This window comes from Cupriavidus sp., from assembly GCF_057315035.1.
Genome location: NZ_DBHKYV010000003.1, coordinates 290,920 through 304,665, shown reverse-complemented (window position 1 = coordinate 304,665; position 13,746 = coordinate 290,920). Strand labels below are relative to the sequence as shown.

12 protein-coding genes are annotated in these 13,746 nt (G+C 65.8%); 8 read left to right on the top strand and 4 right to left on the bottom strand.

All coding sequences use genetic code 11. The features are described 5' to 3' along the window. Positions 1-2 precede the first annotated feature (2 nt). The 3 genes from ACO550_RS07815 to ACO550_RS07805 all read left to right on the top strand — a co-directional run bounded on the left by ACO550_RS07815 (position 3) and on the right by ACO550_RS07805 (position 3,705). Positions 3-971, top strand: a complete 969-nt coding sequence (locus tag ACO550_RS07815; protein ID WP_315591420.1) for a tripartite tricarboxylate transporter substrate-binding protein — start codon at positions 3-5, stop codon at positions 969-971. Between the two features lie 4 nt (positions 972-975). Then, complete coding sequence (locus ACO550_RS07810; RefSeq protein WP_315591421.1) at positions 976-3,222, top strand: molybdopterin-dependent oxidoreductase; 2,247 nt, start codon at positions 976-978, stop codon at positions 3,220-3,222. 147 nt (positions 3,223-3,369) lie between these two features. Next, positions 3,370-3,705: a 2TM domain-containing protein gene (locus ACO550_RS07805; RefSeq protein ID WP_315591422.1), complete on the top strand. Its 336-nt coding sequence runs from the start codon at positions 3,370-3,372 to the stop codon at positions 3,703-3,705. Positions 3,706-3,740: 35 nt separating this feature from the next. On the opposite strand, the gene ACO550_RS07800 is transcribed toward ACO550_RS07805, so the two are convergent. From ACO550_RS07800 to ACO550_RS07790, 3 genes are all read right to left on the bottom strand, one after another. Next, the gene (locus ACO550_RS07800; RefSeq protein WP_315591423.1) at positions 3,741-4,502 is read right to left on the bottom strand and encodes a LytTR family transcriptional regulator DNA-binding domain-containing protein; all 762 of its coding nucleotides are present in this window, start codon (positions 4,500-4,502) and stop codon (positions 3,741-3,743) included. Continuing rightward, positions 4,499-5,431 (bottom strand): sensor histidine kinase, encoded by a 933-nt coding sequence (locus tag ACO550_RS07795; protein ID WP_315591659.1) that lies wholly within the window; start codon positions 5,429-5,431, stop codon positions 4,499-4,501. The genes ACO550_RS07800 and ACO550_RS07795 overlap by 4 nt, the downstream gene beginning before the upstream one ends. Before the next feature lie 125 nt (positions 5,432-5,556). Then, positions 5,557-6,534 (bottom strand): LysR substrate-binding domain-containing protein, encoded by a 978-nt coding sequence (locus ACO550_RS07790; RefSeq protein WP_315591424.1) that lies wholly within the window; start codon positions 6,532-6,534, stop codon positions 5,557-5,559. A gap of 144 nt (positions 6,535-6,678) precedes the next feature. Between ACO550_RS07790 and ACO550_RS07785 the strand changes: the two genes are divergently transcribed. From ACO550_RS07785 to ACO550_RS07765, 5 genes are all read left to right on the top strand, one after another. Further along, on the top strand, positions 6,679-7,716 hold the full coding sequence (locus ACO550_RS07785; RefSeq protein WP_315591425.1) for a tripartite tricarboxylate transporter substrate-binding protein: 1,038 nt from the start codon (positions 6,679-6,681) through the stop codon (positions 7,714-7,716). Between the two features lie 21 nt (positions 7,717-7,737). Beyond that, on the top strand, positions 7,738-9,261 hold the full coding sequence (locus ACO550_RS07780) for a UxaA family hydrolase (protein WP_315591426.1): 1,524 nt from the start codon (positions 7,738-7,740) through the stop codon (positions 9,259-9,261). A gap of 108 nt (positions 9,262-9,369) precedes the next feature. Next, positions 9,370-10,839 (top strand): succinate-semialdehyde dehydrogenase, encoded by a 1,470-nt coding sequence (locus ACO550_RS07775; RefSeq protein ID WP_315591427.1) that lies wholly within the window; start codon positions 9,370-9,372, stop codon positions 10,837-10,839. A gap of 28 nt (positions 10,840-10,867) precedes the next feature. After that, positions 10,868-11,671 carry a 4-hydroxy-2-oxoheptanedioate aldolase gene (hpaI, locus tag ACO550_RS07770; protein WP_315591428.1) on the top strand — a complete coding sequence of 268 codons (804 nt, stop codon included), beginning with the start codon at positions 10,868-10,870 and terminating at the stop codon, positions 11,669-11,671. Positions 11,672-11,690: 19 nt separating this feature from the next. After that, entirely contained in the window at positions 11,691-13,133 is a 1,443-nt protein-coding gene (locus ACO550_RS07765) for an FAD-binding oxidoreductase (protein ID WP_315591429.1), read from the top strand. Between the two features lie 165 nt (positions 13,134-13,298). Here the strand turns inward: ACO550_RS07765 and ACO550_RS07760 are convergent, their stop codons facing one another. Continuing rightward, positions 13,299-13,478: a CsbD family protein gene (locus tag ACO550_RS07760; protein ID WP_315591430.1), complete on the bottom strand. Its 180-nt coding sequence runs from the start codon at positions 13,476-13,478 to the stop codon at positions 13,299-13,301. Positions 13,479-13,746: the final 268 nt, after the last annotated feature.

Below are 13,746 nucleotides of genomic sequence, written 5' to 3'. Positions count from 1 at the left end.
CCATGTTTGCCCGCCGCGCCCTGCTTCTGCTGATTCCCTGCCTTGCCCTGACCTCGTTTGCCGCCCACGCCGCCTGGCCCGATCCGGCCAAGCCGATCCGCGTGGTGGTTGGATTCCCGCCCGGTGGTGGTGCCGATGCGCTGGCACGCGCGATTGCACCGGCATTGTCCGAGCAGTTGAAGGCCAATGTCATCATCGACAACCGTCCTGGCGCGGGCGGGCTGATTGCCACCGATATCGTGGCGAAGTCCGCGCCCGACGGCTACACGCTCTACGTGGCCACGCCGGGTTCGTTCACGATCTGGCCCAATCTGCGCAAGCTGAACTACGATCCGCAGAAAGATTTCGCGCCGATCAGCGTGCTGGTGACAATGCCCAATGTACTGGTCACCGGCGCCGATACGCCATACAAGGATGTACACGGCCTGCTGGCCGCGGTGCGTAGCGCCAATGGCAAGTTCTCGTACGCATCGGGCGGCAATGGCACGATCGGGCAGATCGCCGCCGAGCAGTTCAAGATGCTGGCCGGCCTGCAGATGCAGCATGTGCCCTACAAGGGCACGACGCCGGCACTGACCGATGTCATGGCCGGCATCGTGCCGATCACGTTCTCCGATCCATCGGCCAAGCCGCTGATTGCTTCGGGCAAGCTGCGCGTGCTGGCGGTGACCACCGCCACGCGTTCACCGCAGTTCCCCGGCGTGCCGACCGTGGCCGAAGCGGGCGTGCCCGGTTACGAGGTCACCAACTGGTATGGCATGGTCGCCCCGGCCGGCACGCCGGCCGACGTGATCGCACAGTTGAACAAGGCGCTCGTGAAGGTCATGGCCGATCCCGATATCCGCCAGCGCCTGGCCGTGTCGGGCATGGATGCGACCTCCGATACGCCGCAGCAATTCGCTAGGCTGCTCAATAGCGAACGCGCCAAGTGGGGCGAACTGATCCGCAAGGCCGGCATCCAGGGCGACTGAGATCGTGACCGTTCGCCGCTATCCGCAACTGGCGCATTGGGGCGCCTTCACGGCTGTCGTCGACGATGGCCGGCTGATCCGCTGCGAGCCATTCGCGGCGGACCCCAACCCGTCGCCGCTGCTCGACTCTGTGGTGCCGATGGTCTACTCGCCCACGCGCATCCGCACGCCCATGGTGCGGCGCGGCTGGCTGGAACGGCGCGAAGCCGCCGACGGCCGCGAGCGCGGGCGCGATGACTTCGTTGAAGTCTCGTGGGATGTGGCACTCGATTTCGTGGCCGGCGAAATCGCGCGCGTGCGCGATGCACACGGGCCCTCGGGTGTCTTCGGTGGATCCTATGGCTGGTCGTCGGCCGGCCGCCTGCATCATGCACGTTCGCTGATCCGTCGCTTCCATTTCACGGGCGGCGGTTGTGTCGACCAGGTTGGCAACTACAGCTGGGGCACGGCGCAGTTCCTGCTGCCTCACGTGATTGGCACAGACCGGCCGCTGACCGGCCGGGTCACCGCGTGGCCAAGCCTGATTGCCCATACGGAGGTCTTCCTGGCGTTCGGTGGCCTTGCGCTCAAGAATGGCCAGGTCTCGTCGGGCGGCGCGGCCGAGCATACCCAGGAAGGCTGGCTACGCAAGCTCGCGGCCAGCGGCACCACCGTGATCAACGTAAGCCCCACGCGCGACGACTGCCCCGATTTCCTTGGTGCCGAATGGATCCCGATCCGACCCGGCACCGACGTGGCGCTGATGCTGGCGCTGGCCTATGCGCTGCGCCGCGCCGACGTTCATGACGTAGCGTTCCTCGACACGCATTGCAGCGGCTGGGCGGAGCTCGAAGCCTATCTGCTGGGCCATGGCGACGGCACGCCCAAGACACCGGCATGGGCCGCCGCCATCACCGGCATTCCCGCCGAGCGGATCGAACACCTGGCGATCCAGCTCACGGGCAAACGCAGCTACATCACCTGCAGCTTTGCCGTGCAACGCCAGCATCGCGGCGAACAGCCCTACTGGATGGCGATCGCGCTGGCCGCCTTGCTCGGCCAGATCGGCTTGCCCGGTGGCGGGTTCGGCTTCGGCCATGGTTCGATGAATGGTGTGGGCAATCCGCGCGTGGCCACGCCGGGGCCCGAGATGCCGGTGGGCCGCAACCCGGCCAGCCTCGATATTCCCTGCGCACGCCTGTCCGACATGCTGCTGAATCCGGGCACGGCCTATCGGTTTCGCGGTGAGACGCGCCACTATCCCGACGTGAAGCTGGTGCACTGGGCCGGCGGCAATCCGTTTCATCATCACCAGCAACTGACGCGGCTGCGCGAGGCGTGGTCACGTCCCCAGACGGTAATCGTGCAGGACATCTGCTGGACCGCGACCGCGCGTCATGCGGACATCGTTCTGCCGGTCACCACGGCGCTCGAACGCAATGACATTGGTGGCTCGTCGCGTGACCGCTACGTGCTGGCGATGCACCAGGCCATTGCGCCGCTGCATCAGGCGCGCAGCGATCTCGATATCTTTGCCGAGTTGTCGGAGCGGCTCGGCTATCGCGATACCTTTACCGAGAATCGCGACGAACGCGACTGGATCACCTCGATCTACGCCCGCTGCCGCGAAGCGCAGGCGCGCGCCGGTATCGAGCTGCCATCGTTCGACCAGTTCTGGCGTACCGGTTTCGTAGCGCTACCGGCGCCCACGGAAGATTTCGTGCTGTTCGACGATTTCCGGCGCGACCCGGCCGCGCACCCGCTACGCACGCCAAGCGGACGCATCGAACTGTCGAGCCCCACGCTTGGCGCACTGTCTGAAGACTGCGGCACGCATCCGAACTGGCAGCCGCCGATTGAATGGCTGGGCGCATCCGAAGCACGGCGCCACCCGCTGCATCTGGTCTCGGTGCAACCTGCGGATCGCCTGCACAGCCAGCTCGATCCCGCGCCGCTGGCGCAGTCGGGCAAGGTGGCCGGCGCGGAACGGATCACATTGCATCCCGACGATGCGGCCGCACGCGGCTTGCACCCGGGCATGCGTGTACGCGTGCACAACGCGCGTGGCGCGCTGGCAGCAGGGCTGGCCATCAGCGATGGCGTGACCAGGGGCGTGGCCGTGATGGCCACCGGGGCATGGTACGACCCCGATGCCGATGGGGTCGACCGGGCCGGCGCGGCCAATACCCTGACGCTCGATATCGGCACCTCGGACCTGACGCAGGGGCCGAACGCGATGAGTTGTCTGGTGGAGGTCTCGCGCGAACAGTGATCCGCTTCCGCGCGGGCCCCGCCATTCGCGCCATCTTTCCGTCGCTGGCGACGTCTTCCTGTCGATTCGGCCCCTGTGGCTGGCAAGTGCATCGATCGTGGCTTATACCTTACGCATCGCAACGAACCTCTGAACAAGGACCGAGCCATGCGCCACGAATCGATGCATCCTCCTTCACCGCAAGCCGATGACAACGCCTGGGCCTACTGGCGTGCCCGCCGCATGGTGCGCGCATTGCGCGGCTGGTATATCCACCTGCTGGTCTACGCGGTGGTCAACAGCTGGCTCTGGATCCGGTTCTTCTACTTTCCTTCGCCGTCATGGTCGCACTACGCCAGCACCGGCTGGCCATGGCCGCTGACCACCACGCTGGCCTGGGGCCTGGGCCTGGGCGTGCACGGCATCCTGGTCTGGACACGGCTGTCACGCTGGGGCCGCGACTGGGAAAGCCGCAAGATCGAGGAATTCATGCGCCGGCACTGAGCGTAGCGAGACCACTGAGCACCAGGCCGGTTCCGCTACATCTGCCGGAACCGGTGCACATAGGCGCGCGATACCGGCAGCTCGGCATCGCTGTCGCGCATCCGCACGAACAGCCGGCCGGCGTCGTCGCGCCGTGTTCCTGCCACGTACTCCATGTTGACGATGGTCGAGCGGTGCACCTGCCAGAAAACCTCGGGATCGAGGCCATCGATCAGCTCCTGCAACGGCGTGCGGATCAGGTGCTCGCCCTCGCGCGTATGCACCACCACGTATTTGTCGTCGCTCTGGAAATACAGCACATCCTGGATCGGCACGTGACTGGTGGTATTGCCACGGCTCGCGCGCACCCAGCGCAACGGCCCGGCACCTTCCGCGCGCGACTGGCCACGCGTGAGCTGTTGCAGCAGTTGTGCCAGTTCCGGCTGCGGCGCGGCTTCCTGGAACGCCTTGCGCAGCCGCTCGATGGTCCGGCCCAACCGTTCATCGGTCACCGGCTTGACCAGATAGTCGACCGCCGCGCGCTCGAAAGCGTCGAGCGCGAACTCGTCGTAGGCGGTCACGAACACCAGGCGCGTATCGGTCTCGATACCCTGTGCCACCTCAAGACCCGACAACCCCGGCATCCTGATATCGAGGAAGGCCACGCTGGGCGCCAGCCGCGCAATCAACTCGGCCGCCTCCAGGCCATTGGCGGCCTCGGCCACGATCTGCAGTTCAGGCCACAGCCGTGCGAGCTTGGCGCGCAGGTACGCGCGCAGGTGCTCTTCGTCGTCGGCGATCAACGCGGTCGGGGTCATGCGGCATCTCCGGTTCGGTACTGGCGTGGCAGCGGGATTTCGATCAGCACGGCGGTGCCCGGAGCGCGATCCTCGATCCGCACGTGTGCATCGCCGTCGTAAAGCACGGCCAGCCGTTCGCGCAGGTTTGCGAGACCCACGCCCGAACCGCCGCCTGGTTTGAAGCCCATGCCATCGTCCTCGATCGTTGCCAGCATGCGCGGGCCACGTCGTTCCACGCTGACCAGCAGTCGCCCGCCTTCCACCTTGGGCTCCAGCCCGTGCTTGATCGCATTTTCCACCACCGGCTGCAGCAGCATTGGTGCCAGCGGCACGGCCTCGAGCGAAGCATCGACGTCGACCGTATATTGGAGCCGGTCGCCCATGCGGATCTTGAGTAGCGCCAGGTAATCGCGCAACAGCCGCGCTTCCTGCGCCACGGTGCCCTGCGTGGACCGGCTGGCCGCCAGCGAAGCGCGCAGATAGGCAATGAAATGTTCGAGCATCAGCGTGGCCTTCTGCGGCGCGGGCTCGATCAGGCTGACCACATTGGCCAGGGTGTTGAACAGGAAATGCGGTTCGATCTGGGCCTGCAGCAGCCGCATCTGCGCTTCCACGAGCTGCTTCTCCGTGGACAGCGTTCGCACCTGGTCGCGCGCCATGTACTCGGCGATCTTGCGCTCTTCCCAGCTTCGCCCAAGCAGGCCCACCCGGCTCCACGTCATGATGCCGTGCACGGCCAGGCCGATGCCCCACCCCATCAGCGGTGCACCGGACCACGGCCGGTGCGGCGACGTCATCAGGTTGATGACGATCAGCAGCGCATTGACGCCCACATACACCATCGCGTGCATGTAGAAGAAACGCAGCGCGCGCACCCGCCGGCGCGCTTCGTCATAGGCGTGCTGGTCCGCGGCGGTTCGCCAGAGTTCGGGGTCGACGTGACGCACGTTGATAAATGGGAAGCGGAGGTGCAGCGAGATTACCACCCGGTTGGCGCGCGGCAACACCGGGATTGCGCGGATCGACAGATAGACGGCGCCACCCGCCGATACATGTCGCGGCTGGCAGCCGCCTATTCCGTGGGTTTCGGTTTCCTTGCCGGCCGTGCGCGTGCGCGCACGATCTCGCGTGCCACGTCATGCAGGCAGGCGGCCAGTTCCGTCACGCTCGGGGGCAGCCTGCGGTCGCGCAGCGTAATCAGGCCGATGGGTGGCAAATCCAGTTCGACCGGCATCGCCAGCACATGGAAACGCCCTTCCGTCTGCAACTGCTGTCCCACTGAGCGGGCCACGAAGCCCACCGCCTGCCGCTGCGCCACGAAGGTAGTGACCGCCAGGTAGGACGACGACTCCATGACATCGGCCGGTGGCTGCTGCCCATGGAGGAAGAACGCCTGTTCGATCTTGACCCGCAGCGAGGCCCACGGCGGCGGCATCACCAGCGGGCCCTGGGCCAGGTCCGACCAGTCGGGCCGCGCCTTGCGCGCCAATGGATGGCCTGCGGCGACGATGGCCACCATTGGTTCCTCATAGAGCGCTTCGGTAACCAGGTCGGGCGCCGCGTAAGACGGCTCGAGCCGCCCGACGATCACGTCGAGCTCGGACAGCCGCAGGCGCGGCAACAGGTGGGTAAGGTCGCCCTCCTCGATCAGGACGGTGGCGCGCGGCGACCGGTCCTTGAGCTGCGTTACCGCACGCGCCAGCAGCACCGGCAGCGTGGCGCCCATCGCGCCCACGCGCACTCGCCCCGCCGCGCCACTGGCCACGGCCTCGATCTCGTCACGCGTCACGTCGTACTGCGCCAGCACCGAGCGCGCGAAACGCACCAGCGATTCGCCTGCCGGCGTGGGCTCCGTGCCACGCGTGGAGCGCGTGAAGAGCGTCATGCCGAGCATCTTTTCCACCTCGGCCAGCACCTTCGACACGGCCGGCTGGCTTACGGCCAGGAATTCCGCGGTGCGCCCCAGGTGGCGGAACTCGTCGAGCGCCACCAGCAATTGCAGGTGGCGCAGCTTGATATTGGAACGGAACGCGCGGTCGATATGTGCCATGGCGGCAGTCTATCTAACCTTCAGGTTATGAAGCAATGCCAATTTTATATTGGATGGTTATGTTCATCACGCCCACAATCGGGTCACGGCGGTTGGCATAGCACCACCCGCGACATACAACAACCGATGATGGAGACAATCCCCATGACTCAAGGCTTTCCCGCCAGCCATCCCGTGAGCCTCACGCGTCGCCGCCTGCTGTTGGGCAGCGTCGCGGCCGCTGCTGCTGCCGCGACTGGCACGGCCAGCCTGCTGGCGCCACGCATTGCACGCGCTGCCGGCGAGTATCCTGACCGTCCCATCACGTTTATCTGCCCATGGCCGGTTGGCGGTACCGCGGACCAGTCGATGCGTGCGCTCTGCCAGGTGGCGTCGGGCATCCTCAAGCAATCGATCGTGGTGGAAAACCGCGCCGGTGCCTCGGGCATGATCGGCACCAAGGCCCTGGCCCGCGCCAATCCGGACGGCTACACGATCGGCCAGATCCCGATCTCGGTCACGCGCTTCTCGCAGCTCGGCATGCTGCAGCTGGATCCGCGCAGCGAACTGACCTACCTGGCGCGCACGTCGGGCCAGACCTTCGGCATCGCCGTACCGGCTGGTTCGCGCTTCAAGACGCTGGCCGACGTGGTTGCCGAAGCCAAGGCAAATCCGGGCCGCATTACCTATGCACATGCCGGCATCGGCGGTGCCACGCACGTCGGCATGGAGCAGTTCGCGCTGGCCGCGGGCATCAAGTTCAATGCCGTCGCGTACAAGGGCGGCTCCCAGGCACTGCAGGACGTACTGGCCAACCAGGTCGACCTGCTGGCCGATTCCAGCTCGTGGGCACCGCATGTGGAAGCGGGCAAGCTGCGCCTGCTGGCTACCTGGGGCGAGCAGCGCACGCCGCGCTTCAAGGACACGCCCACGCTCAAGGAACTTGGCTACAACGTCGTGGTGGAAGCCCCGAATGGCATCGGCGCGCCCAAGGGCCTGCCGCCGGCCATCGAGATGAAGCTGCGCGAGGCGTTCCGCGCCGCCGTGGCCAGCACCGAGTTCAAGAACGTGGCCGCGCGCCTCGACGCGCCGATCATGTATCTGGACGGCCCCGACTACAAGAAGTACGTAGCATCGGTCTACGAGCAGGAAACCCAGCTGATCCGGCGCCTGAAGCTCAAGGAAATGCTGCAGCAGAGCTAACCCGACAACGCATTTGCCATCGTGACTTCCAATCCCGTCATTCGCCTGCATGCCAACGACAACGTCCTGATCGCCCGCGGCGACCTGACGCTGGGCCAGCATCTGGAAGCGCTGGGTGTGCGCGTGCGCGCCCAGGTGCCGGCCGGGCACAAGATTGCCGCGCGTGCGATTGCACGCGGCGAACAGGTCCGCAAGTACGATACCGTGATCGGCGTGGCCGAACGCGATATCGCTGCCGGCGAACACGTGCATAGCCACAACCTCCGGCTGGTCGATTTCTATCGCGATCCGGAGTTCTGCCGCGACGTGCGCCCCGTGGACTACGTGCCCGAATCCGAGCGCGCCACCTTCATGGGTTATGTACGGCCCGATGGCCGGGTTGGCACGCGCAACTTTATCGGCATCCTGTCGTCGGTGAACTGCTCGGCCACGGTGATCAAGCATATCGCCGCGCATTTCACCAAGGAACGGCTCGCGGCCTATCCCAATGTCGATGGCGTGGCCGCATTCGCGCAGAGCAGCGGTTGCGGCATGTCGTCGCCAAGCGAGCATTTCGATATGCTGCGCCGGACCATCGCCGGCTATGCACGGCATCCGAACCTGGCTGGGGTACTGATCGTCGGCCTGGGTTGCGAGCGCAACCAGGTGGCATCGCTGGTCGAATCGCAAGGGTTGATCCCCGGTGAAAACCTGCACACGATGGTGATGCAGGACACCGGCGGCACCCGTGCCACCATCGAGGCAGGCATCCGCGCCATCGAAGCCATGCTGCCGGCCGCCAACGCCTATACGCGGCAACCGGTCAGCGCGAGCCATATCAAGATCGGTCTCGAATGCGGTGGCTCCGACGGCTTCTCCGGCATCACCGCCAACCCGGCGCTGGGTGCCGCGATGGATATCCTGGTGCGCCACGGCGGCACGGCCATCCTGTCCGAGACGCCCGAGATCCACGGCGTGGAATATATGCTCACGCGCCGCGCCGTTACCCCCGAGGTCGGCCAGAAGCTGCTGGACCGGCTAGCCTGGTGGGAGCGCTATACCGCGGGACAAAACGCGCAGTTCAACGGCGTGGTCGGCCACGGCAACCAGCAGGGTGGCCTGGCCAATATCTTCGAGAAGTCGCTCGGTTCGGCCATGAAGGGCGGCACCACACCGCTGCAGGCCGTGTACGAATACGCCGAGCCGATCGACAAGGCTGGCTTCGTCTTCATGGATTCGCCCGGCTACGATCCCGTGGCAGCCACCGGCCAGATCGCCAGCGGCGCCAACCTGATCTGCTTCACCACGGGCCGCGGCTCGATGTTCGGATCCAAGCCCGCGCCCACGATCAAGCTCGCGTCGAATTCGCCAATGTTCCGGCGGCTCGAGGAAGACATGGACATCAACTGCGGCCTGGTCCTCGACGGCGAGCTCAGCGTGGCACAGATGGGCGAGCGGATCTTCGAACATATCCTGCGCGCGGCATCGGGCGAGCCCACCAAGAGCGAACTGCTCGGGCTCGGCGATCATGAATTCGTGCCCTGGCATGTGGGGATCGTGAGCTGACACCATTTGATGCACCCCCGGTGTTCTCCCCTCTCCCGCACGGCGGGAGAGGGGCGGGGGAGAGGGCCAGCCGTCCAAACTGCCACCCACATACCTTCAATATCCCCCATGCTGACAACGCTGACCAACCCCGCCCTGCTCCGCTCGCAGAACTTTATCGACCAGCAATGGTGTGATGCCCGGCAACGCCTGGGTGTCACCGACCCCGCCACCGGCGAGGTGATCGCCAAGGTTGCCGACAGCGATGCCGCCGACGCCCGGCAGGCCGCCGATGCCGCCGCCGCGGCGTTTCCCGCCTGGAGCCACCGCACCGCCCGCGAGCGCGCGCAGATCATCAAGCGCTGGAACGCGCTGATCCTTGCCAACGAGCAGGACCTGGCGCGCATCATCTCCGCCGAGCAGGGCAAGCCGATGCATGAAAGCCTGGGCGAGGTACGCTACGGCGCATCGTATGTGGAATGGTTTGCCGAGGAAGCCACGCGCATCTGCGGCGACGTGGTTGCCGAGGCCGTGCCGGGCCGCAAGATGCTGGTGATCAAGGAGCCGGTGGGCGTGGTGGCGGCCATTACGCCGTGGAACTTCCCGCTGGCGATGATCGCGCGCAAGATCGCGCCGGCACTGGCGGCAGGTTGCACCGTGGTGGCCAAACCCGCCGAAGACACGCCGCTGACCGCGCTGGCACTGGTCTACCTGGCCGAACAGGCCGGCCTGCCGCAAGGCGTACTCAATATCGTCACCGCATCGCGCACCAACACGCCGGCCGTGGTCGACGCATGGCTGGCCGACAGCCGCGTGCGCAAGATCACGTTCACCGGCTCCACGCCGGTGGGCAAGCATCTGGCGCGCGAGTCGGCCGGCACGCTGAAGAAGCTGTCGCTGGAACTCGGCGGCAACGCACCGTTCATCGTGTTCGACGATGCCGATCTCGATGCCGCGGTCGACGGCCTGATGGCTTCCAAGTTCCGCAATGGCGGCCAGACCTGTGTATGCCCGAACCGGGTCTATGTGCAGGCCGCCGTGCACGACGCCTTCGTCGACAAGCTGGCAGCGCGCGTGGGCGCGCTCCATGTTGGCCCCGCCACCGAAGCCGCCGCGCAGATTGGCCCGATGATCAATGCGCGCGCCGTGGACAAGATCGACCGCCATGTGCAGGACGCCGTCGACAAGGGTGCGCGCGTGGTGGTGGGCGGCGCGCGCGTGCGCGCCAGTGACGGTCCGCATTACTACGCGCCGACGGTACTGGTCAATGCCACGCCAGCCATGGCGCTGGCCCACGAGGAAACCTTCGGTCCGGTGGCGCCGGTATTCCGTTTCACGCATGAGGACGAGGTAGTCCGCGATGCCAACGATACGCCGTTCGGGCTGGCCGCCTATTTCTATTCGAACGATGTGCGCCGGATCTGGCGCGTGGCCCAGGCGCTGGAAACCGGCATCGTCGGCATCAACGAGGGCGCGCTGGCGTCAGAGGCCGCACCGTTCGGCGGGGTCAAGGAATCCGGCTACGGCCGCGAAGGATCGCGTCATGGACTTGACGATTACATGCATACCAAGTATCTCTGCCAGGGCCAGTTGATCTGACGCCCATCCGACAGGAGACAAGCACAACATGCCCGCACATAACCCGTTCAAGGCCGCTTTGGCCGCCCGCCAGGCACAAATCGGCCTCTGGATGTCCGCCGCTACCCCCTACCTTGCCGAAGTCACCGCCACGGCGGGCTTCGACTGGCTGCTGGTAGACGGCGAACACGCACCCAACGACGTGCGCACGATCCTGCAGACGCTGCAGGTATTGGCCCCGTACCGCTCGCAGGCGGTGGTTCGCGCCGTATCGGGCGAGACCGCGCTGATCAAGCAACTGCTCGATATCGGCGCCCGCACGCTGCTGATCCCGATGGTCGATACCGCCGAGCAGGCCGCCGCGCTGGTGCGCGCCACTCGCTATCCGCCGTTCGGCGTTCGCGGCGTGGGCAGTGCCGTGGCACGGGTCTCGCAATGGGCCTCGCGTACCGACTACCTCGACGTGGCCGATGACGAAGTCTGCCTGCTGGTGCAGGCCGAAACCGTGACCGCCATGCAGAACCTGGAAGCAATCTGCGCCGTCGATGGCGTGGACGGCGTGTTCATTGGTCCGGCCGACCTGGCCGCATCGATGGGCCATCGCGGCAACCCGGGCCATCCCGACGTTCAGGCGCAGATCGAGAGCGCGATGCGCACGATCGTCGCCAGCGGCAAGGCCGCCGGCACGCTGACCTCCGACAATGCGCTCGCGCGCCGTTATCTGGAACTCGGCTGCACGTTCGTGGCCACCGGCGTCGACGTGCTGGTCTACGCCAACGCCGCGCGCCGGCTTGCCGCGGAATTCCTGCCCGAGCGCGCGAAGAACATTGCCGCCCCCGGCGCCGCTTACTGATCGCAAGAAGACGTACAAGATGACCGCCCTGCCTTCCCAAGACGCCCTGCTGCAAGCCATGCAGGCCATCGTCGGTGCCAACGGCTGCCTGACGGCCGCCTCGGACACCGAGCCGTACACCACAGACTACCGCCGCATCTATCACGGCAAGTCGCCCGTGGTGGTCATGCCGTCGACCACGGAACAGGTCAGCCAGGTCATGGCCTGGTGCTACGCGCATGACGTACCCGTGGTGCCGCAGGGCGGCAATACGTCGCTGATGGGGGGCGCCGTGCCCGACGACAGCGGCACCGCCGTGGTGATCAGCCTCAAGAAGATGAACCGTGTGCTGGCCATCGACACGATCAACGACACGATGACCGTGGAAGCCGGTGTCACGCTGTCGGGCGCGCGCGCCGCGGCCGAAGACAACAAACGCCTGTTTCCGCTGCGCATCGGCTCGGAAGGTTCGTGCCAGATTGGCGGCAACCTGTCGACCAATGCCGGCGGCACCGCGGTACTGCGCTACGGCAACATGCGCGACCTCGTGCTCGGCATCGAGGTGGTGCTGCCCGACGGCCGGGTTTTTTCGTCGCTGAAGGGGCTGCGCAAGGACAACACCGGCTACGACCTCAAGCATCTGTTTGTTGGCGCGGAAGGCACGCTCGGGATCATCACCGGCGCGGTGCTGAAACTGATGCCACAACCGCGCTCGACGGCCGTGGCATTCGTGGCCGTGGAAAGTCCCGCAGCCGCCGTGAAGCTGCTGGGCGAAGCACGTGCGCTGTCCGGCGGCGCGGTCACGGCCTTCGAACTGATCTCGGCGCCGGCGCTGGACCTGGTGCTCGAATACCTCGGCAATGTCCCGTCGCCGCTGCAAGGCCGCCATGACTGGATGGTGCTGATCGAACTGACGTCGGGCGCCGACGAGGAAAGCCTCAATGCTACGCTGATGGATATCCTCGAAGCAGGCCTGGGCAATGGCTGGGTTGCGGATGCCGCCGTGGCGGCTAGCCTGGCCGACGTACAACAGTTCTGGCGCATCCGCGAGGAGATCTCGGACGCCCAGACCCGCACCGGCGGCAGCATCAAATGCGATATCTCGGTGCCGGTCTCGCGCATCGCGCAGTTCATCGAGAAGGCGTCAGCCGAGGTGCTGGCGCTGGACCCGGCCACGCGCATGGTGATCTACGGACACATGGGCGACGGCAACGTCCACTTCAACCCGTTGCGCCCCAAGGATCGGGACGCAAAGGCGTTCCTGGCGCAGTGGTACAAGCCGGTATCCGACCTGGTGGACGGTCTGGCCCATGCCGAAAACGGGTCGATCTCGGCCGAGCACGGCATTGGCGTGGTCAAGCGCGATGACTTGCGCAACGTGAAGTCACAGGTGGAGCTGGAATTGATGTGGCAGGTCAAGCGCGCGCTGGATCCGAAGAACCTGCTGAATCCGGGCCGCGTACTGCCACCGATGGCGGATTAAACCTGGTGGTGTTCTCCCCTCTCCCGCACGGCGGGAGAGGGGCGGGGGAGAGGGCTGGCGGTTCAAATATCCTTACGAGGCAAGCAGAACCTCATGCCCTCTCCCCCAACCCCTCTCCCGCATGCGGGAGAGGGGAGCAAAACAATCTCTACCGCGCTCTACCGTTTAGCGCGGATTCTTCTTCATGTCTTCCTTGGCATCGCCATAGGCGGCTTGCGTGCGGCCGGCCACCTGTTGGGCCTTGCCCTTCATTTCGGTGGAAGTCTTGCCGGTTACCTTGCCGGCAATTTCCTTGGCCTTGCCCTTGGCTTCATTCATGCGGCCCTTTACCTGGTCCTTGTTCATGATCGCGCTCCTGTAGTGGATTCAAGAAGGCCCGGTTCCCGCCCGCAGCCAGCCTGGCAGGCCGGATGGCGTCGGAAGCGGCGCTACTGGACATTGTAGAAACCCTGATGGCGCCGTGTTGTAGGACAGCTTCGCAATTACATGTCGGACGGCTTCATGGGCCACCCGGGCGCTTCGGATACAAGTGCACTGCAGGCGTCAATTTTGACAAAGCGGCGACAAAGCGGATTTCCTAAACACGTGGCACGAGAAAACTGAATTCCACCGG